This is a genomic window from Amycolatopsis keratiniphila (genome assembly GCF_000400635.2).
Lineage (GTDB): Bacteria > Actinomycetota > Actinomycetes > Mycobacteriales > Pseudonocardiaceae > Amycolatopsis > Amycolatopsis keratiniphila.
This window is the reverse complement of the sequence record NC_021252.1, coordinates 2,788,622-2,808,926: the sequence shown is the minus strand read 5'-3', so window position 1 is coordinate 2,808,926 and position 20,305 is coordinate 2,788,622. Positions and strand designations below refer to the sequence as shown.

Annotated in this window: 15 protein-coding genes; 11 read left to right on the top strand and 4 right to left on the bottom strand. The window is 70.5% G+C overall.

Annotation, left to right across the window (positions count from 1 at the left end; genetic code table 11):
- Position 1: 1 nt before the first annotated feature.
- Entirely contained in the window at positions 2–1,381 is a 1,380-nt protein-coding gene (gene hemG / locus AORI_RS54145; protein ID WP_016332996.1) for a protoporphyrinogen oxidase, read from the bottom strand.
- Positions 1,378–2,451, bottom strand: coding sequence for a uroporphyrinogen decarboxylase (hemE, locus tag AORI_RS54140; protein ID WP_043848015.1), 1,074 nt, complete (start codon positions 2,449–2,451; stop codon positions 1,378–1,380). The genes hemG and hemE overlap by 4 nt, the downstream gene beginning before the upstream one ends.
- Positions 2,452–2,539: 88 nt before the next feature.
- Between hemE and AORI_RS54135 the strand changes: the two genes are divergently transcribed.
- From AORI_RS54135 to AORI_RS54125, 3 genes are all read left to right on the top strand, one after another.
- Complete coding sequence (locus AORI_RS54135; RefSeq protein WP_016332994.1) at positions 2,540–3,103, top strand: DUF3000 domain-containing protein; 564 nt, start codon at positions 2,540–2,542, stop codon at positions 3,101–3,103.
- Between the two features lie 902 nt (positions 3,104–4,005).
- Positions 4,006–4,722, top strand: coding sequence for a response regulator transcription factor (locus AORI_RS54130; RefSeq protein WP_034318331.1), 717 nt, complete (start codon positions 4,006–4,008; stop codon positions 4,720–4,722).
- 68 nt (positions 4,723–4,790) lie between these two features.
- Complete coding sequence (locus tag AORI_RS54125; RefSeq protein WP_016332993.1) at positions 4,791–6,056, top strand: ribonuclease D; 1,266 nt, start codon at positions 4,791–4,793, stop codon at positions 6,054–6,056.
- 7 nt (positions 6,057–6,063) lie between these two features.
- On the opposite strand, the gene AORI_RS54120 is transcribed toward AORI_RS54125, so the two are convergent.
- On the bottom strand, positions 6,064–6,720 hold the full coding sequence (locus AORI_RS54120; RefSeq protein WP_016332992.1) for a TetR/AcrR family transcriptional regulator: 657 nt from the start codon (positions 6,718–6,720) through the stop codon (positions 6,064–6,066).
- Between the two features lie 177 nt (positions 6,721–6,897).
- On the opposite strand from AORI_RS54120, the gene AORI_RS54115 reads away from it, so the two are divergent.
- The 6 genes from AORI_RS54115 (at position 6,898) to AORI_RS54090 (ending at position 15,683) form a co-directional block, all read left to right on the top strand.
- Entirely contained in the window at positions 6,898–8,364 is a 1,467-nt protein-coding gene (locus AORI_RS54115) for an amino acid permease (protein WP_016332991.1), read from the top strand.
- Between the two features lie 11 nt (positions 8,365–8,375).
- Positions 8,376–9,158, top strand: coding sequence for a DUF1989 domain-containing protein (locus AORI_RS54110; protein WP_016332990.1), 783 nt, complete (start codon positions 8,376–8,378; stop codon positions 9,156–9,158).
- Entirely contained in the window at positions 9,155–9,769 is a 615-nt protein-coding gene (locus AORI_RS54105) for an urea amidolyase associated protein UAAP2 (RefSeq protein WP_016332989.1), read from the top strand. The genes AORI_RS54110 and AORI_RS54105 overlap by 4 nt, the downstream gene beginning before the upstream one ends.
- Positions 9,766–13,332 (top strand): urea carboxylase, encoded by a 3,567-nt coding sequence (gene uca / locus AORI_RS54100; protein ID WP_016332988.1) that lies wholly within the window; start codon positions 9,766–9,768, stop codon positions 13,330–13,332. The genes AORI_RS54105 and uca overlap by 4 nt, the downstream gene beginning before the upstream one ends.
- The gene (atzF, locus tag AORI_RS54095; protein WP_016332987.1) at positions 13,329–14,942 is read left to right on the top strand and encodes an allophanate hydrolase; all 1,614 of its coding nucleotides are present in this window, start codon (positions 13,329–13,331) and stop codon (positions 14,940–14,942) included. The genes uca and atzF overlap by 4 nt, the downstream gene beginning before the upstream one ends.
- Positions 14,943–15,095: 153 nt before the next feature.
- Positions 15,096–15,683, top strand: a complete 588-nt coding sequence (locus AORI_RS54090) for a D-alanyl-D-alanine carboxypeptidase family protein (protein ID WP_043848711.1) — start codon at positions 15,096–15,098, stop codon at positions 15,681–15,683.
- A gap of 100 nt (positions 15,684–15,783) precedes the next feature.
- On the opposite strand, the gene bla is transcribed toward AORI_RS54090, so the two are convergent.
- Positions 15,784–16,701: a class A beta-lactamase gene (gene bla / locus AORI_RS54085; RefSeq protein ID WP_043848014.1), complete on the bottom strand. Its 918-nt coding sequence runs from the start codon at positions 16,699–16,701 to the stop codon at positions 15,784–15,786.
- 185 nt (positions 16,702–16,886) lie between these two features.
- On the opposite strand from bla, the gene AORI_RS54080 reads away from it, so the two are divergent.
- The gene (locus tag AORI_RS54080) at positions 16,887–18,128 is read left to right on the top strand and encodes a thiolase family protein (protein WP_016332984.1); all 1,242 of its coding nucleotides are present in this window, start codon (positions 16,887–16,889) and stop codon (positions 18,126–18,128) included.
- 1 nt (position 18,129) lies between these two features.
- Positions 18,130–20,241, top strand: a complete 2,112-nt coding sequence (locus tag AORI_RS54075; protein WP_016332983.1) for a 3-hydroxyacyl-CoA dehydrogenase NAD-binding domain-containing protein — start codon at positions 18,130–18,132, stop codon at positions 20,239–20,241.
- Positions 20,242–20,305 lie beyond the last annotated feature (64 nt).

The following is a 20,305-nucleotide window of genomic DNA, read 5'->3' as shown; positions in this document are numbered from 1 at the left end:
CTCAGGAGCCTTCGTGGGGCGGTGTGATCCCGGCGATGCGGCGGGCGGCGGCGTCGGCGGTGGCGATGCAGGCCGGAAGCCCGACGCCGTGCAGTGTCGCGCCAGCCACGGCGAGCCCGGGAACGGCGGCGACGGCACGTTCGATCCGCTCGACGCGGACGAGGTGCCCGGTGCCGTACTGCGGGAGTCCGCCACCCCATCGGGTCACGAGGATGTCGATCGGCTCGGCGGTGACCCCGGTCAGCCGGGCGAGATCGTCGCGGACCACGCGCACGAGTTCGTCGTCGTCGGCGTGCAGCGCGCCCGGTTCGCCGAAGCGGCCGACCGAGCCGCGCACCAGCACCGGACCTTCGCCGTACTGCGCCCACTTGCGGGACGAGAAGGTGAACGCCTTGGCGGCGAACGGCTTCCCGGCGGCGTCCCGTTCCCCGGCGCCGATCAGCACCCCGGACGACTCCGGCAGCGCGGTCCCCGGCGGGAGCGCGAGCGCGACCACCGCCATCGACGCGAGTTCGACCTTCGCGAACACCGACGAGGCCACTCCCGCGACGCCGTCGAGCAGCCGCCGCGCCGAGGGCGCCGGGACGGCGAGAAGGACGGCGTCGGCGTCGAGGTCGTCGACCTTCCAGCCGGTGGGGGTGCGGTCGAGCGCCGTCACCGTGGTCCCGGTGCGGATCTCGGCGCGGGACAGCTCCGCGAGCCGAGCGATCAGCGTCCCGAGCCCGCCCAGCAGGGTGCCGAAGACCGGCGCCGTACTCGGCGAGGCGGGCAGGCGGGAGGCGGCGCCTTCGGTGAGCGAAGTCGCGCCGCGATCGATCGCGGAGGCGAGGCCGGGCATGGTCGCGCGCAGGCCGAGCCCGTCCGCTCCCCCGGCGTAGACCCCGCCGAGCAGCGGATCGACGAGCCGGTCGACGAGTTCGTCGCCGAACCGTTCGCGCAGCAGCGGGCCGAGCGGCACATCTTCCGCGGGCAGTTCCAGCGGAGGCAGCGACGCCTCGGCCTCGACCAGCGCGCGGCCCTTCTCCGACAGCATCCCCGCGACCGCGCCGGCCGACGCCGGAACACCCATGACCGTGCCCGGCGGCAGGCCGAGTACGGAACCGCCGGCGTGGATCTTCGCGCGGGCCTTGGTGGGATGGACGAGGCTTTCGCCCAGCCCGACCTCACGCACCAGCGCGAGCGCTTCGGGACGGCGGGCGAGGAAGGCCTCCGCGCCGACGTCGTAGCGCTCACCGGCGAGTTCGACCGTGCGGAGTTTCCCGCCGAGCGACCCGGTCGCCTCGAAGACGACGATCCTGGCGTCCTCGCCGAGCAGGGTCCGCAGCCGGTACGCCGCGGTCAGTCCCGAGATCCCGCCACCGACGACGGCGACCGTCTTCACGGCTGAAGCTCGTGCACCAGCCCGACCACGCGCGTCAGTACGTCCGGGTCGACGCCGGGCAGCACGCCGTGGCCGAGGTTGAAGATGTGGCCGTCGGCCGCGCGGCCCTCGGCGAGGATGCGCCGCACCTCGGCCTCGATGACCGGCCAGGACCCGTGCAGGAGCGCCGGGTCGAGGTTGCCCTGGACCACGCCGCCGCCGAGCCGCCGCACGGCTTCGTCGAGCGGGATGCGCCAGTCGACGCCGACCACGTCGGCACCCGCGTCGCGCATGGCCACCAGCAACTCGCCGGTGCCGACGCCGAAGTGGATCCGGGGCACGCCGTAGCGCGCGACCGCGGACAGCACCTTCGCCGAATGCGGAAGGACGAACTCGCGGTAGTCCCGCTCCGAGAGCGCGCCCGCCCACGAGTCGAACAGCTGGATCGCGTCGGCCCCGGCGTCGAGCTGCGCGGAGAGGAAGGTGATCGCCATGTCCGCCAGGCGCCCCGCCAGCTCGTGCCACAGCCCGGGCTCGGAGTGCATGAGCGCCTTGGTGTGCTCGTGGTTGCGGCTCGGCCCGCCCTCGATGAGGTACGAGGCCAGCGTGAACGGCGCACCGGCGAACCCGATCAGCGGCGTCTCGCCCAGCGACCCGACCAGCAGCCGGACACCCTCGGCGACCCGCTCCACCTGCTCGGGCTCCAGCACCGGCAGCGCGCGCACGCCCGCGGCGTCGCGGATCGGCTCGGCGACGACCGGCCCGGTGCCCGCGACGATGTCGATGTCGAGGCCCGCCGCCTTGAGCGGGACGACGATGTCACTGAAGAGGATGGCCGCGTCGACGCCGTGACGGCGGATCGGCTGGAGCGTGATCTCGGCGAGCATCTCGGGGTCGAAGCACGCTTCGAACATCGAGGTGCCTTCGCGCAGCGCCCGGTATTCGGGCAGTGACCGGCCCGCCTGGCGCATGAACCACACGGGGGTGTGAGCCGGGCGTTCGCCGCGCGCGGCGGCCAGGAACGGCGCACCGGGCAGGGCGCGACGGGCCGCCGGGACGGTCTGCGCGGGAGAAGCAACTGAAGGAGACATCACGGTTCATGGTGCCATGTGCGCTCGGAGGCCTTACTCTCGGCGCGCCTGCGCCCCGAACCGGACGATCGCGTCTTACAGTCGGTTGGTGACCGCGATGACGTCAGTACCCGATCTCTTCCGTGAAGCCGTCGCGGCGTTGCAATCGGTCCGGCCCCGTCCCGAAGTGCGGCTGGAGAAGATGCGCCCGCCGCAGCGCCTGGCGCCGTGGTCCTACGCGGTGAGCTGCGAGGTGGAAGGGCCGGCGGACGTGCTGGCGTCGGGGCGGCTGGTGCTGCTGCACGACCCCGACGGCCAGGAGGGCTGGGACGGCGTCCTGCGGCTGGTCATGTACGTCCGCGCGGAACTCGACCGGGAACTGGCGACCGATCCCTTCCTGCCCGCCGTGGGCTGGTCGTGGCTGACCGACGCGCTGGAGACCTCCGGCGCGGAGTGGACGGCGCTGGGCGGCACGGTCACCGAGACGTCTTCGGCCCGGTTCGGCGACATCTCCGGGCCCGCGCGCACCGACGATCTGGAGCTTCGGGCGTCCTGGACGCCGACCGACGCCGCGTTGCGGCCGCACGGGCAGGCGTTCTGCCAGGTGATGGCGAGCGTCGTGGGACTGCCGCCGGTCGGTGTGACGCTGTTCGAGCAGCGCCAGTCCTCCTGAGCCGCTTCTCCGCAAGTCCGTGAAGGCCTCCTTGAGGGACTCTGGGTCCCTCAAGGAGGCCTTCACGGGCTCGGCCACGGTCCCGACACGCCGGATTCCCATCAATCGAGACATAGCATTCGGGTTATATTGCGAAGGTCGGCCATCTAGCGCCGCTAGGAAAACTAGCGCGGTAGCAAAGGTCCCTTGCTCCCCTCGCGGAGCCGTGAAGGCCTCCTTCACTACCCTCAAAGTAGGCAAGGAGGCCTTCACGGACAGCCGCCATGCCCGCGAAGGGCCCCGAAGCGCCTTCGCTACGCCATTCGCGAGCCCCTCAGAGCGTCCGTACACCCCCGAAACCCGCTTCGCGGCCATCTGGACTAGACCAGCCCTCACCTGCGCGGAGCCGCGCACACAGAGGTCTGGACCACCCCGTTCGTGCTAACCCGGCTGTCACCGTCCGCAACAAGATCGAACCGGCCCCCGAGGCCGCCGATACGCTTCCGGAGCGTTACCATCACGGTCACCGAGCGGAGCGATCATGACTCTCCGCGAAGTTGATCAAGCCCGACGCCGGAGGCACTTTCCGGCCCCCGCCGCCCCGCCCCGCGGAGGTCCCGGGCAGAGGCACCGGCAGGTGCACGGCTCATCTGCACAGTCGGTTGGACCCCGGTAACCCCAGTGCATCGTGTTCTTTCGGCGATGTGTTAGCCACCGGCTGTGTACTAGCCCGATCGTGTTACTACGAACTCCCTGAGTGACCACTGGTTTGAGATAGATACCCATTCGATCCCCCCGCGAAGGCCTCAGGGCGGCTACAGTGCCATCGACGACACCACTTTCGGTCTAAAGCTGGCGCGGCTAAACGGCCGAAAGTCCCGGTGCCGGTCGGGGGGCACGACCGACTCCAGGGAGGTAGTGACGTGGCTACCGTCGGCATTTCTCAGGCCGTCCGATCCACGCCAGCCGGTTCATTGCCGGCGAGCATGGTTCCGCACCCGCGGGAAGAGCTTTTTTCCGTGTTGGTGGTCGATGACCACCCGCTGTTGAGGGAGGCAATCTCAGCAAGACTCGCACAGATGGGTGCGGGCACCGTCCACGAGGCCGCCACGGTGGCCGAGGCGAGGGCGCGAGCACAGGCCACCGGGCCTTGTGACCTGGCGATCCTCGATCTCGGACTGCCCGATGGCAGCGGCATCGAGCTGGTTACGGAACTCCGTAGCCACGGCTGGCCTCGAGTAGTGGTGCTCGCTTCATCAGACGACCCGTACGCGGTCAGGTCGGCGTTCCAGGCCGGCGCCCAGGCATACCTGCTCAAGTCGGCTTCGCCGGTCGTGGTGACCGACGGCGTCCGCAGGGTGCTCGAGGGCGGCGTCTACGCGGACCCGAGCGTCGCACCGGTCTTGGCCACCGGCACCCGGGTCGCCGGCACCGACAACACCCCGCGCGAGCTTTCGGCGCGCGAGGTCGAGGTGCTGCAGCTCGTGGCCGACGGCCAGAGCAACAAGGAGATCGGCGAGGAACTCAGCCTCTCCGCTCTCACGGTGAAGTCTCACCTCTCCCGCATCGGGCGCAAGCTCGGCACGGGTGACCGGGCTCAGATGGTGGCGCTGGCCATGCGTGCCGGCGTGATCCGCTGACAAAGGCGAACAGCCCTGCGGGGCGGGCGGACCAGGCGCGGCCCGCTCGTCCCGTAGGGTCTTCACCTATGGAAGGCGACCGACCCGGAGAACCGCAGACGGACCCGAAGACCGGCACCGACGACACCGGTGGACCGGTCCTGCTGCGTGAGCCCGCCGAGGGCACTCCACCGGTGATCGCCGACGCGACCGCCCTCGCCGAAGCCTGCGTGAAGATCGCGGGCGGCAGCGGGGCCATCGCCGTGGACACCGAACGGGCGTCCGGCTACCGATACTGGCCCAAGGCCTATCTCGTGCAGCTGCGCCGCGAAGGTGCCGGCTCCTTCCTCATCGACCCCATTCCGCTCGAAGGGCAGCTCGAACCCCTCGCGGAAGTGCTCAACAACGCCGAATGGGTGTTGCACGCGGCCTCTCAGGACCTGCCGTGCCTCGCCGAACTCGACCTGCGCCCGAAGAGCCTGTTCGACACCGAACTCGCCGGACGGCTCGCCGGGTACGAGCGCGTCGCTCTCGGCACCCTCGTCGAACTCCTCCTCGGCTACCAGCTGGAGAAGGGGCACAGCGCCGCCGACTGGTCGAAGCGCCCGCTTCCCGTCGACTGGCTGAACTACGCCGCCCTCGACGTCGAGCTGCTCATCGAGCTGCGCGAGAAGCTCGAAGCCGATTTGGCCGCCCAGGGCAAGCTCGAATGGGCCCAGCAGGAATTCGAGGCCGTCCGCACCGCGCCGCCGCCCGCCCCTCGGGCCGAGCCGTGGCGCCGGACGTCCGGGGTGCACAAGATCCGCAGCGCCCGCGGCCTCGCCGCCGTCCGCGAACTGTGGCAGGCACGCGACGAGCTCGCCCGCAAACGCGACCGCGCGCCGAGCCGGATCCTGCCCGACAGCGCGATCATCAACGCCGTCACCGCCGACCCGAAGACCGTCGAGCAGCTTCAGGCGCTGCCGGTGTTCAGCGGCCGGGTGCAGCGCAAGTACACCGCGAGCTGGCTGCGGCATCTGCAGGCCGCCCGCGCGCTCCCCGCCGACGAACTGCCCAGCCCCGCGCAGCAGACCGACGGGCCGCCGCCGGTGAACCGGTGGTCGGACAAGGATCCCGACGCCGCCGCCCGGCTTTCCGCCGCCCGCGCGGCGCTGTCGGCCATCGCGGAGGACCGGCGGCTGCCGGTGGAGAACCTGCTGCTGCCGGAACTGGTGCGCCGCACCTGCTGGCGTCCGCCGTCGGACCTGAGCGAGGATTCCGTCGCCCAGGTCCTGCGCGAGGGCGGCGCCCGGCCCTGGCAGGTCGAGCTGACGGTCGCGGTGCTGAGCAAGGCGCTCCACTCCACCGCCGCCTGACCCGCCTTCAGCCCTCCAGCAGCGCTCGCGCGGAGCCGCGCAGAACGGCGTCCGGCTCCCCGAGCCCGACGAGCCTCAGCACGCTGTCGGCCCCTTCGACGGCGTGCGCCTCGACGTCCAGGTCCGGCTGGTCGCGCCGGACGATCGCGATGCTCTCGACGAGCCCGAACACGAGGTCGGTCCGGATCCCCTGGAGGGCGGCCGTGACGCCCGCCGCCGCGACGAGCGAGCCATAGACGCGTTTGAGCTCCGCCCGTTCGGCCCGGAACCGCGCGAGCCGCGGCGAGGAGATCTCCGGCAGCAGGTACAGGGCGCCGAGGTTGTGCCGCGCGCTGCCGAGCAGATGGATGTCCGCGTAGGCCAGCGCCCACAGCCTCGTGCCGACCGGCGCGAACTTGGCCGACAGCCCGCCCGCGACGTCCAGCGACGGCCGGACGGTGTCCTCCAGCAGCGCCGCGAGAATGTCCTCTTTGGACGGAAAGTGGTAGTAGAGCGACGCCTGGCGCAGCCCGGCGCGTTCGGCGATGGCCCGCGTGGTCGTCGCCGCGTAGCCGGCGCCGGTGAACAGCTCCCCCGCCGCGTCCAAGACGGCGAGCCGCGCCTCGCGCTTGCTGGCGGCGGCGCCGCTGGCTCTCGGTCTGCCCACCCCGGTCGTTTTCGTCATCTATCCGATCCTGCCATTTCTCCGCGAAGATCTTTGTTACGTCCGGCGGTCGGCCCAGGTTACCGAATCCGGTATCTGTTAACACCGCGCTTACCCGGCGGAGATCGGAAGGATCCCGCACGCGCTTAATTTCGGTCAGCCGATCGAAATCCGGCCCTTGAGACAGGAGCCTCCGCAATGCCTTCCGAAGACCTTTCCGCCTTCGGGTACCGCCAAGAACTTCGCCGGACACTGGGCGGTTTCTCCGCCTTCGCCGCCGGTTTCTCCTTCGTTTCCATCCTGACCACGGTGTTCCAGCTGTTCGCCTTCGGCTATTCCTTCGGCGACACGCTCTTCTTCTGGACATGGCCGCTGGTGATCGCCGGGCAATTGCTCGTCGCGCTCAACTTCGCCGAACTCGCGGCCCGATTCCCGCTGGCCGGATCGGTTTACCAGTGGGCGAAACACCTCTCCCCCGGATTCGCGGGGTGGCTCGCCGGCTGGATGATGCTGGTGGGCTGCGTCGTGGCGCTTGCCGGGGCCGCGATCGCGCTGCAGGTCGTCCTCCCGTCGGTCTGGAGCGGGTTCCAGCTCGTCGGCGGGGATCCGGCGATCACCTCCCCGACCGGCGCCAGCAACGCGGTGCTGCTCGGCACCCTGCTGATCGTCCTCACCACCGCGATCAACGCGGGCGGCGTGCGGCTGATGGCGCGGATCAACGACGTCGGGGTCGCGGCCGAACTCGTCGGCGTCCTCGTGCTGATCGCCGGTCTCGCGCTGTTCGCCGTCCGCGGCCCGCAGGTCGTGCTCCAGCCCGCGGGTGAAAGCCCGGGAGCCGGCGGTGTCCTCGCATCGGCGTTGATGGCCGCGTATGTGCTGTACGGCTTCGATACCGCCGCCTCCGTCGCCGAGGAGACGAAGGACGCGCGCCGCACCGCACCGCGTGCCGTGCTCCGCGCCCTCCTGATCTCCGGGATCGGCGGACTCGCCGTCGTCCTCACCGCGCTGATGGCGGCGCCGAGCCTGACCGACGGGCAGCTCGCCGGGAAGGGCCTGCCGTATGTGATCACGGCGGTCTTCGGCGACACCCTCGGCCGGGTCTTCCTCGCCGACGTCGCGATCGCGGTCGTCGTGTGCACCCTGACCATCCAGACCGGCACGGTCCGGCTGATCTACTCGATGGCCCGCGACGGCGCGCTCCCCGGCGCCAAACGCCTTTCCGCGGTGAACCCCCGCACCGGCACGCCGATCGCGCCCGCCGTGCTTTCCGGGGCGCTCGCCATCGGGCTGCTTCTGCTGAATCTAGGGAATCCGACGATCTTCAGCACCATCACCGGCACGTCGGTGGTCGTGGTCTATCTGGCCTATCTGCTGGTGACCGGACCGCTGCTGATCCGGCGCCGTCAAGGCCGGTTCACCGCCGAACCCGGCCATTTCTCCCTGGGGCGATGGGCTATTCCGGTCAACATCGCGGCAGTAGGGTACGGCGCGATGATGATCGTCAACATCGCCTGGCCACGAGCCGAGATCTACGACCTGGCGGGCACCGGTTCCGTCTGGGTCCTGTTGTTCCCGATCGAGTTCGTCGGCGCCGCGCTGCTCACCGGCTACCTCTGCTGGCGCCGCCGCTCCGCGCTCACCACGGTTCCCGTCCCCGCGACCTGAAGGAAGGTTCCATGAGCACGACATCGACCACGTACGGCGCTCGCGACCACGCGCGCGCCCAGGCGGGCACGGTCACCGAAGCGATGCCGGCCATCCCGGCGTCCACCTGGCCGGACCCGCCGCCCGGGATCGACCCGGCGAAGCTGGTCTGGGCCGAGACCGTCGCCGGCGGCGGGTACACCCACAAGGTCCTCGCGAGGGGCACCGAACTCCGGCTCACCGACGTCGAAGGCGACGCCTGCGCGCACGTGCTGCTGTACAACGCCGACCAGCCCTGGGAACGGCTGAACGTCGCGGACACGGTGAAGGTCCAGTGGAACGCCTATCTCGGCGAGGCGATCGCACTGCTTTCGGATCAGGCGCGGGTGCTCGCGACCGTCGTCACCGACGAGAGCGGGAAACACGACGCGCTCTGCGGAACGTCCACTGTGAACGGCGTAACACTGTTCACCCTGGCCGCCGCCAAACACGGCCTCACCCCGCGTGATCTCCCGCCGAGCCTGTCCTTCTTCCAGGGCGTCCACGTGGAGACCGACGGCGGGCTGACGTTCACCGGTTCGGCGGGCCCCGGCAAATCCGTGGTCCTGCGCACCGAACTCCCGGTGATCGTCCTGATCGCCAACGTGCCGCACCCGCTGGACCCGCGCCCGGACTCCCCGATCACACCGCTGCGCGTCCTCGCCCAGCGCTCCGCGCCGTCCACACCGGACAGTCCTGAATGGACCGCGTCACCCGAGGCACAGCGCGCCTTCGAGAACACCGCCGACTACCTCACCGCTAGGGGCCTGGCATGACCACGATCATCTCCGACACCGAGGTCGCCGCGCGGGCGCCGTACTCCACCGTGCTGCGGAAGGGCGAGACACTCGCGATCATCGACCTCGGCGGCAACCAGGCCGTCGACTTCCTCTGCTACGACGCCGCCGACACGGCGAAGAGATACAGCGCGGCGGCCACGATCGCCGCGCAGCGCAACATCTTCCTCACCACCGGCAGCGTGCTGCGCACCGGCGAGGGAGCGCCGCTCCTGACCGTCGTCGAGGACACCTGCGGGCGGCACGACACGATCGGTGGTGCCTGCAGCAAGGAATCGAACAGCCTCCGCTACGGCCAGCACACGCGGTACCAGCACGCCTGCGTCGAGAACTTCCTGACCGAGGGCGCGAAATGGGGTCTCGGCAAACGAGACCTGGTCAGCAACGTCAACTGGTACATGAACGTGCCGGTGGAACAGGACGGCACGCTCGGCATCGTCGACGGCATCTCCGCGCCCGGCCTCGAAGTCAAGGTGCGCGCCGAGACCGACGTGCTCGTGCTGGTGTCGAACTGCCCGCAGATCAACAATCCGTGCAACGGCTTCGACCCGACGCCGGTCCGGATGATCGTCACCGGCGGTGGCGCGTGAAACTGCTCGTCGCCAACCGGGGGGAAATCGCCGTCCGGATCATCCGGACGGCAAGGGAGATGGGCATTCCGACGGTCGCCGTCTATTCCGACGCCGACCGGACGGCCGCGCACGTACGGCTTTCCGACGAAGCCGTCCGGCTCGGCCCGGCGCCGGCGAGGGAGAGTTATCTCCTCGGCGACGCCATCATCGAAGCCGCGCTGAAGACCGGCGCGGACACGATCCACCCCGGCTACGGTTTCCTGTCCGAGGACGCCGCCTTCGCCAGGGCGGTGGAGGCGGCCGGACTCCGGTTCGCCGGTCCCACGGCGGACCATCTCGAAGTCTTCGGCAGCAAGCACACCGCACGGGAGAAGGCCGTCGAAGCCGGGGTCCCGCTGCTGCCGGGCACCGGGCTGCTGGCCACCCTGGCCGACGCCGAAGCGGCGGCGGACGAGATCGGCTACCCCGTGATGCTCAAGGCCACCGGCGGTGGCGGCGGGATCGGCATGCGGGCCTGCGCGTCGGCCGGGGAACTCCGCGACGCCTGGGAGGCGGTGCAGAGCATCGCGGCCAAGAGCTTCTCGACCTCGGGGGTGTTCCTCGAACGGCTCGTGACCCGCGCGCGGCACGTCGAGGTCCAGGTGTTCGGCGACGGTACGGGTGAGGTGCTGGCGCTGGGCACGCGGGACTGCACCCTGCAGCGGCGCAATCAGAAGGTGCTCGAAGAGTGCCCCGCCCCGGGACTTTCCGAAGCGGTGCGGGAGAAACTGGTCTCGGCGGCCGTCGGCCTCTGCGCTTCGGTGCGCTACCGCTCGGCCGGGACGGTCGAGTTCATCTACGACCCGGCGCGCGAGGAGGCCGCGTTCCTCGAGGTCAACACGAGGCTGCAGGTCGAACATCCGGTCACCGAGGCGGTATACGGCATCGACCTGGTCTCGTGGATGCTCCGGCTCGCCGACGGCGACACCGGGATGTTCGCCGCCACGCCGTCGCCGCGCGGGCACGCGATCGAAGCCCGCGTCTACGCGGAGGATCCGGCCGCCGGGCACCGGCCGAGCGCGGGCCTGCTGACCCGCGCCGACTTCCCCGCCGAGGTCCGGGTCGACACCTGGGTCGAGGCCGGGTCGAAAGTGACGACGCATTACGACCCGTTGCTCGCCAAGGTGATCACCGTCGGCGCGGACCGGGCCGAGGCGCTGGCCGCGTTGGGCGAGGCGCTCGGCGGGAGCCGGGTCGACGGCGTCCGGACGAACCTCGGCCAGCTGCGCGCGGTCGCCGCGGATCAGCGACTCGGCGAGGTCACGCACGACACCGCGACACTCGACACGATCACCGACCCCGAACCACGGATCGAGGTGCTGCGGGGCGGCACGATGACCACCGTCCAGGACTGGCCGGGGCGGCTGGGGTTCTGGCACGTGGGTGTCCCGCCGAACGGGCCGATGGACGAGCTGTCCCTGCGGCTGGGCAACCGGGCCCTCGGCAACCCCGAAGGCACGGCGGGCCTGGAGTGCACTGTGGACGGTGTCTCGCTGCGGTTCACCGAGGACGCAATCGTTTGCGTCACGGGATCGCCCTCGCCGGTGACCGTCGACGGCGCTCCTGTTCCACAATGGACGCCGGTCGAGATCCCCGCGGGCGGCGTGCTCGACGTCGGCACCGGGACCGCCGGGCTCCGCGCGTACGTCCTGGTGCGCGGCGGGATCGACGTGCCGGACTTCCTCGGCAGCGCGGCGACGTTCACGCTCGGCGGTTTCGGCGGGCACGGCGGGCGCGCGCTCGCGACCGGCGACGTCCTCTACCCCGGGCCGCTGCCGGAGAAGGCCGTCACCGGTCCCGTCCCCGAGGCCGAACGGCCGGTTTTCGCCACGCACTGGGAGATCGGCGCGGCCGAGGGACCGCACGCGGCGCCGGAGTTCTTCACCCCGGACGACATCGAGACGTTCTACGCCACCGATTGGGAAGTGCATTTCAACTCCGCGCGGACAGGTGTCCGGCTCGTCGGGCCCCGGCCGCGCTGGGCACGGGAGGACGGCGGCGAGGCGGGGCTGCACCCGTCGAACATCCACGACACGCCGTACGCGATCGGCGCCGTCGACTACACCGGCGACCTGCCGATCCTGCTGGGACCGGACGGGCCGAGCCTCGGCGGGTTCGTCTGCCCGGCGACCGTGGTGACCGGGCAGCGGTGGAAACTCGGCCAGCTGCGGCCGGGCGACACCGTGCGGTTCGTGCCGATCACCACCGAGCACGCGGGCTCTTTGCGTGTCTCGCCGGGTACGGCGGTCAAGGCGAGCCGGAAGCCGATCGACGACGGCGGCGTCCTCGGCCGTCTGTCCACATCGGACGATAACCCCGAGGTCACCTACCGGCGCAGCGGTGACGACAACCTGCTGATCGAGTACGGGCCGATGAAACTCGACCTGGCGCTGCGGATGCGGGTCCACGCGCTGGCCGATCGGCTGGCCACGGAAGGTCTGGACGGCGTCGTGGACCTCACCCCGGGGATCCGCTCGCTGCAGGTGCACGTCGATCCGGACGTGCTGCCGGTGCCGAAACTGCTCGGCCTCGTGCAGGAAGTGGAGCACGACCTGCCGCGCACCGGCGATCTCGTGGTGCCGAGCCGGACCGTGCGGCTGCCGTTGTCCTGGGACGATCCGGCGACGCGCGAGGCGATCGAGCGGTACATGGCGGGCGTGCGCGACGACGCGCCATGGTGCCCGTGGAACATCGAGTTCATCCGCCGGGTGAACGGTCTGTCCAGTGTGGACGACGTCTACCGCACGGTGTTCGACGCGGAGTACCTCGTGCTCGGGCTCGGCGACGTCTACCTCGGCGCGCCGGTGGCCACTCCCCTGGACCCGCGGCACCGGCTGGTGACCACGAAGTACAACCCGGCCCGCACGTGGACCGCGGAGAACTCGGTCGGGATCGGCGGCTCGTACCTGTGCATCTACGGGATGGAGGGCCCCGGCGGCTATCAGTTCGTCGGGCGGACGGTGCAGGTGTGGAGCGGCTGGCGGCAGCGCGGATCGTTCGAGCCGGGTTCGCCGTGGCTGCTGCGGTTCTTCGACCGGATCTCCTGGTACCCGGTGAGCGCGGAGGAACTGCTGGAGCTGAGGGCGCAGAGCTCGGCCGGCGAGTTGGAGCTCGACATCACCGACGGCGAGTTCGCGCTGGCCGACCACGAACGTTTCCTGGCCGACAACGCGGCCGACATCGCCGCGTTCCGGGCGAAGCAGAGCGCGGCGTTCGAGGCGGAGCGGCAGGCGTGGGCGGCGGCGGGCGAATTCGACCCGCGGCCGGAACCGGTCGGCGCGAAGGTGCCGACCACGAAGGTCGAGGCCCCGCCCGGCGGGCACGTCGTCGAGGCGCCGTTCGCGGCGACCGTGTGGCGGGTGGACGTCGAACCCGGCAAGAAGGTCGACGCGGCCGAGACGCTGGTGATCCTCGAAGCGATGAAGACCGAGGCGCGGATCCCGGCGCCCGCCGGCGGCGAGGTCGTCGAGGTCCTCGTCTCGCCCGGTGATCAGGTCGCCCCCGGCACGCCGCTGGTGGTTCTGGGAAGGAGCGCGGGATGAGCGTGCGGGAACGGGTGCGCGCCGCATACCACCGGATCGCGCGGGTCGACCGGCCCGAGATCTGGATCGACCTGCGTCCCGAGGAGGACGTGCTCGCCGACGCGGAGAAGCTGGAAGCCCGTCGCGCGGCGGGGGAATCCCTGCCGCTGTACGGGAAACTCGCCGCGGTCAAGGGCAACATCGACGTCGCCGGGCTGCCGACGACGGCGGCGTGCCCCGAGTACGCCTACTCGCCCGCCGAGGACGCGCCGGTGGTGGCGCGGCTGCGCGCGGCCGGGGCGCTGATCCTGGGCACGACCAATCTGGACCAGTTCGCGACCGGGCTGGTCGGGACGCGCAGCCCGCACGGGGCGGTGCGGAACGCGGTCGATCCGGCGTACGTCTCGGGCGGGTCGAGTTCGGGGTCGGCGGTCGCGGTGGCGCTCGGGATCGCGGATCTGGCGCTGGGCACGGACACCGCGGGATCCGGCCGGGTCCCGGCGGCGTTCAACGGGATCGTCGGGCTGAAGCCGACGCGGGGGTTGCTGCCGACGACGGGTGTCGTGCCCGCGTGCGCGAGCATCGATTGCGTGACCGTGTTCGCGCGGACGGTCGACGAGGCGACGGCGGCGTTCGCCTGCTTGAGCGAGCCGCGGGATCTTCCGGTGCTGAACCGTCCTTTCCGGATCGGCGTACCTTCCGAGCTGGGCGCGTTGCAGGACGGCTGGGCCGAAGCGTTCGCCGCGGCGGCTCGCTCGTATCGGGAGGCGGGCGCCGAGCTGGTGCCTGTCGACATATCACCGTTCCTGGCCGCCGCGCGCCTGCTGTACGAAGGCGCCTTCGTGGCCGAGCGGTATTCGGCGGTCGGCGAGTTCATCGACGCGCATCCGGACGCCGTCGACCCGGCCGTGCGGCGAATCATCGGCGCGGCGAAGGACGTCCCGGCGCATCGGTTGTTCAGCGACCTGGCGACGCTCGACGGTCTTTCGGCCGAGGCGTCGGCGATTTTGTCCACAGTGGACTGTCTTCTGCTGCCCACGACGACGGAACACCCGACGATCGCCGACGTCGAGGCCGACCCGCTGGGCGTGAACGCGCGGCTGGGCCGGTTCACGAACTCGACGAACCTGCTGAACCTGTCGTCGCTCGCCGTGCCCGCCGGGACCGTCGGCGGACTGCCGTTCGGGGTGATGCTGGTCGGGCCCGCGTACGCCGACCGGATCCTCGCCGATGTCGCCCGCTCGGTGCCGCGACGGACGCGGATCGCGGTCGTCGGCGCGCATCTGCGCGGGCAGCCGCTGAACCACGAGCTGACCTCGCGGGGTGGCCGGTTCGTTTCCGCGGGACCGACGGCGGCCGAGTACCGGTTCTACGCGCTGGACACCGTGCCGCCCAAACCCGGTCTCGTCCGGGTCGCTTCGGGCGGCAAGCCGATCGAGGCGGAGGTGTGGGATCTGCCGCTGGGCGGCTTCGGCGAGTTCGTGGCGGGCGTTCCCGCGCCACTGGCCATCGGGAAGGTGCGGCTGGCCGACGGGAGTGAGGTGCCGGGGTTCGTGTGTGAGCCCGGTGCGGTGGAGGGTGCCCAGGACATCACGGGGTACGGCGGGTGGCTCGGGTACTTGAGCCGTTGAGTCGCGTCTCGTGAGTGGCGTTTCGGGTTCTAACCCGAAACGCCACTCACGACCACCCGGACCAGGCGTTTTCCGATTTGGTTGGCTTCACGGGGCGTTCTGGGAAGAAGCTCACAAACCGTGGCGGCCCGTCGTGGGCTGGGTAGCTTCGGGGTGGTGCCGACCACATCCACCTCCAGCCGCAGGACCGTGATCAGCGTGTTCGCCGCGCTGGGCCTCGTCGTGGCCGCGATGGTGACGCTCGGCGCCACCGGACTGGCCGTCAAACCGGTGAACGGGCAGGCGCTCGCGATCCTCGAAGAGGTCCCCGGTCCCGAGAGCGGCCCGACCTGCGCCGTCGACAAGCGTTATGTCGACGAGGACACCTTCGGCATGCGCCCGGACGTGATCGAGGCGTGGAACGCCATGCGCGCCAAGGCCAAAGCCCAGAACGTCACGCTCTGTGTGAACGACGGCAAACGCAGCCGGAGCCAGCAGCAGCGCGAGTTCGACAAGGCCGTCGAACGATTCGGCTCCGTGGAGCAGGCCAAGAAGTGGGCGCTTCAGCCCGAGACGTCCATGCACGTCAAGGGAATCGCCGTCGACATCCAGCCGCTGAACTCGGCCTCGTGGGTCGACAAGAACGGCGGCCCGCTCGGCTGGTGCCGCCGCTACGACAACGAAAAGTGGCACTTCGAGTACGACCCGGCCTACAAGACCGCCGGCTGCCCGGCCCTGCTCCCCAGCGCCACCGGCAACTAGCGCGTAACTCGCGTGATCAGACGCGTAACTCGCGTGATTGAAGACGGAACTCCTCCGATCACGCGAGTTACGCCTTCAATCACGCGAGTTACGAGTTCCCTCACGTAAGGGTTTCGACGACGTACCTCGCGGCCTCGGCGAGTAGCGCTTCGTCGTAGGGAGCGTCCTTCGCCGCCTTGCTGGACATGACCGCCAGGACGATCGGGGCCTTACCCGGCGGCCATAGGACGGCGATGTCGTTCAGCGTGCCGTACTCGCCTGTTCCGGTCTTGCCGGCGATGGTCCAGCCGTGCGGCAGGCCCGCCCGGATCCGGCCGGCGCCGGTGACGGTGCGCTGAAGCAGGTCGCGCAGGAAGTCGCGTTTGTCGGCGGTCAGCGTGTCCCCCAGCACGATCTCCCGGTAGTCGGCCGCGAACGCCCGTGGCGTGGTGGTGTCGCGGAGGTCGCCCGGCGTGGCCTCGGTGATGGCCGGTTCGATCCGGTCCATCCGCGTGACCGTGTCGCCGAGACCGCGCGTGAACGCCGTCAGCGCGGCGGGGCCGCCGAGATCCCGCAGCAGGAGGTTGCCCGCCGTGCCGTCGCTGAACCGGACGGCGGCGTCGCACAGCTGGCGGATCGTCATGCCCGTGGCCACGTGCCGCTCGGTGACCGGGGCGTGTTTCATCAGGTCGGCCCGCGAGTAGCTGACCCGGGTTTCCAGATGCGACAACGGATTGCGCTGCAGGACCGCGGCCGCCGCGACCCCCTTGAACGTCGAGCAGAACGCGAACCGCTCGTCGGCGCGGTGTTCGACGGTGCCGCCGCCTTCGGTGTCGAGCGCGTAGACGCCGAGCCTGGCGTCGAACTTGTTCTCCAGCTCCAGCAACCGGTCGTGGAACTGGCGGGTGGTGGACGGCGGGGGCGGCGAGGGATCCGGCGACGGCACGGGCGGGTTCGCCCGCGTGCAGGCGGCCAGTGACGCGAGGACCGCCATCCCCAGTAGCGCACGACGGGTGACGGCCGGCCCCGGCGAGTTCATCGTGATCCCTCCCCCTGATCACTTCGAACATAGCAATTTCCCCACCTCCCCCGGATCGGCCAAGCGGCCGAGGCGGGTGACCCCGGGAGTGTGCCTTCCCCCACTCGACCGGGCCACCATCCTGGTTACCGACGGGTAACCGGGGCTAGGGTGCGGTCAGGACAACCTCTACTTCAGGAGCATTCGTGGCCGCAGGAGCAACACCGCTCGCGCCGAACGCGCGGTCGGTACGCAATGTCGCCTTCGTCGAAGGGGTGCGGACGCCCTTCGGCAAGGCAGGCGAAAAGGGTATGTACGCCGGCACCCGTGCCGACGATCTCGTCGTCAACGCCATCCGTGAACTGCTGCGGCGGCATCCCGAGCTGCCGCCCGAGCGCGTCGACGAGGTGGCGATCGCCGCCACCACCCAGATCGGCGACCAGGGCCTGACCATCGGCCGCACCGCCGCGCTGCTGGCCGGCCTGCCGAAGTCGGTGCCCGGTTTCGCGCTCGACCGGATGTGCGCCGGCGCGATGACCGCGGTCACCACCACCGCGAGCGGGATCGGCTTCGGTGCCTACGACATCGCCATCGCCGGCGGCGTCGAGCACATGGGCCGCCACCCGATGGGCGAGGGCGTGGACCCGAACCCGCGCATCATCGCCGACAAGCTCGTCGACCCGACGGCGCTCGTGATGGGCCAGACCGCGGAGAACCTGCACGACCGGTTTCCGGCGATCACCAAGCAGCGCACCGACGCGTACGCCGCGCGCAGCCAGGAGAAGTACGCCGAGGCCGTGAAGACCGGCAAGATCGGCCCCGAGCTGGTCCCGGTCGCCACGCGCTCGAAGGAACTTGGCTGGGGTCTCGCGACCGAGGACGAGCCGCCGCGCCCCGGCACCACCGTCGAGCAGCTCGCCGGGCTGAAGACGCCGTTCCGGCCGCACGGCCGGATCACCGCCGGCAACGCGGCCGGGCTCAACGACGGCGCCACCGCGGCTCTGCTCGCCGACGAGGACACCGCCCGCGAACTCGGCCTGCCGATCGGCATGCGCCTGGTGGGCTACTCGTTCGCCGGTGTCGAGCCGGAGGTCATGGGCATCGGCCCGGTGCCCGCCACCGAGAAGCTGTTCGCGCGCACCGGCCTGTCGATCGACGACATCGGCCTGTTCGAGATCAACGAGGCGTTCGCGATCCAGGTGCTCGCGTTCCTGGACCACTTCGGCATCGCCGACGACGACCCCCGCGTCAACCAGTGGGGTGGCGCGATCGCCTGCGGTCACCCGCTCGCGTCCTCCGGGGTGCGGCTGATGACGCAGCTTTCGCGTCAGTTCGCCGAGCGCCCCGACGTGCGCTACGGCCTGACCACCATGTGCATCGGCATCGGCATGGGCGGCACCGTGATCTGGGAGAACCCGGCCTACAGCGACTCCAAGGGGGCGAAGTAACATGACTTTCACCGCTGACCAAGCGAAAGCCGCCTTCCCCGACGAGGTCGTCACGAACGCCGTCACCCGGCTGGTGAAGGTGCCCGGGCTCGACAAGCCCGTCGCGCTGATCACCCTCGACAACGGCCACGACCACACCCGGCCCAACACCTTCGGCCCGCAAGGCCTGGTGAGCCTCAACGCCGCTATCGACGCCGCCTTCGCCGCGGACCCCGCCGCGATCGCGGTCACCGGCAAGCCGTTCATCTTCGCCGTCGGCGCCGACCTTTCCGGCGTCGAAGCGGTCGCGGATCCGGCGCTGGCGCGGGAGATCGCGCAGACCGGGCACGACGTGTTCCGGCGCCTCACCGAAACCGAGATCCCGACCTTCGGGTTCATCAACGGCGCGGTGATGGGCGGCGGGCTCGAACTCGCGCTCTCCTGCCACTATCGCACGCTTTCGGAGAACACCGCCGCGATCGCGTTCCCCGAGGTCTTCCTCGGCCTGTTCCCGGGCTGGGGCGGCACGCAGCTGCTGCCGAACCTCATCGGCCCGGACGCCGCGGTCACCGTGATCATCGAGAACGCGCTGGCCCAGAACAAGATGCTGAAGGTCGCGCAGGCGGCCGAGCTCGGCATCGTCGACGAGGTCTTCGGCTCGGCCGACTACCTCGAGCAGTCCCTGCTGTGGCTGGTGAAGGTCGTCAACGGCGAGATCAGCCCCGCCCGTCGCGAGATCGACCGCGGCGCGGGCTGGGACGCCGCGATCGCCCGCGCCAAGGCCATTGTGGACGGTCGCACGAAGGGCGCGTCCCCCGGCGCGACCAAGGCCGTCGAGCTGCTGGAGCTGGCCCGCGAGAACGATCTGGACCGCGGCTACGCGGCCGAGACCGACGGGCTCGCCGAACTGCTCATGGACGACACCCTGCGCGCCGGGCTGTACTCGTTCAACCTGGTCAACAAGCGGGCCAAACGGCCGGCGGGCGCGCCGGACAAGTCGCTGGCGCGCAAGGTGAACAAGGTCGGCATCGTCGGCGCGGGGCTGATGGCCAGCCAGATGGCGCTGCTGTTCGTGCGCAGACTCAAGGTGCCGGTGGTGCTCACCGACGTCGACCAGGAACGCGTCGACAAGGGTGTGTCCTATGTGCACGGTGAGATCGACAAGCTGCTGGCCAAGAAGCGGGTCTCGCCGGACGGCGCGAACCGGCTGAAGGCGCTCGTCACCGGCTCGCTCGACAAGTCGGCCTTCGCCGACGCCGACTTCGTGATCGAGGCGGTGTTCGAGGAGCTGGGCGTCAAGCAGAAGGTCTTCGCCGACCTGGAGCAGTACGTCTCCCCCGAGGCGATCCTGGCGACGAACACGTCGTCGCTGTCGATCACCGCGATGGCGTCGCAGCTGAAGCATCCGGAGCGCGTGGTCGGGTTCCACTTCTTCAACCCGGTCGCGGTGATGCCGCTGCTGGAGATCGTCCGCGCGGAGAAGACCGACGACGCCGCGCTGGCGACGGCGTTCGCGCTCGGCAAGCAGCTGAAGAAGTCGAGCGTGCTGGTCAAGGACGCGTCCGCGTTCGTGGTCAACCGGCTGCTGCTGCGTTTCCTCGGCGAGGTGCTGGTGACCGTCGACGAGGGCACGCCTTTCGACGTCGCCGACAAGGCGCTCGAGCCGCTGGGCCTGCCGATGACGCCGATGACGCTGATGCAGCTCGTCGGCCCGGCGATCGCCCTGCACGTCGGGGAGACCCTGCACGAGGCGTTCCCGGACCGGTTCACCGTCAGCGAGAACCTGGACCGCTTCGTCAAGGCGGGCAAGAAGGGCGTCTGGCAGTGGGATGACAAGGGCAACGCCACCGTCGACCCCGAGGTGGCCGAGCTCTGGCAGCAGGGCGACTCGCCGTCGACGTCCGAGCAGGTGCGTGACCGCGCGCTGGCCGCGATCGCCGAAGAGATCCGGATCATGCTCGACGAGGGCGTGGTCGCCGAGGCGCAGGACATCGACCTGTGCCTGATCCTCGGCGCGGGCTGGCCGTTCTGGCTGGGCGGCATCACGCCGTACCTCGACCGGGCGGGCGTGTCCGAGAAGGTCAACGGCAAGCCGTTCCTGGCCCCGGGCGTGGCGAGCGTGCCGCTCTCCTGAGCCTCGGCGAAAGGCCACCGTCGGCGATCCCTTGATCGCAGGCGGTGGCCTTTCGCGTTTTTCG

What these genes read in the sequence shown, in the direction of transcription:
- AORI_RS54120 (WP_016332992.1), bottom strand. Translation starts at nt 6,720, where the DNA reads ATGACGAAAACGACCGGGGTGGGCAGACCGAGAGCCAGCGGCGCCGCC.
- AORI_RS54105 (WP_016332989.1), top strand. Translation starts at nt 9,155, where the DNA reads ATGACCACGATCATCTCCGACACCGAGGTCGCCGCGCGGGCGCCGTAC.
- AORI_RS54110 (WP_016332990.1), top strand. Translation starts at nt 8,376, where the DNA reads ATGAGCACGACATCGACCACGTACGGCGCTCGCGACCACGCGCGCGCC.
- bla (WP_043848014.1), bottom strand. Translation starts at nt 16,701, where the DNA reads ATGAACTCGCCGGGGCCGGCCGTCACCCGTCGTGCGCTACTGGGGATG.
- AORI_RS54125 (WP_016332993.1), top strand. Translation starts at nt 4,791, where the DNA reads ATGGAAGGCGACCGACCCGGAGAACCGCAGACGGACCCGAAGACCGGC.
- AORI_RS54115 (WP_016332991.1), top strand. Translation starts at nt 6,898, where the DNA reads ATGCCTTCCGAAGACCTTTCCGCCTTCGGGTACCGCCAAGAACTTCGC.
- atzF (WP_016332987.1), top strand. Translation starts at nt 13,329, where the DNA reads ATGAGCGTGCGGGAACGGGTGCGCGCCGCATACCACCGGATCGCGCGG.
- hemE (WP_043848015.1), bottom strand. Translation starts at nt 2,451, where the DNA reads ATGTCTCCTTCAGTTGCTTCTCCCGCGCAGACCGTCCCGGCGGCCCGT.
- AORI_RS54075 (WP_016332983.1), top strand. Translation starts at nt 18,130, where the DNA reads ATGACTTTCACCGCTGACCAAGCGAAAGCCGCCTTCCCCGACGAGGTC.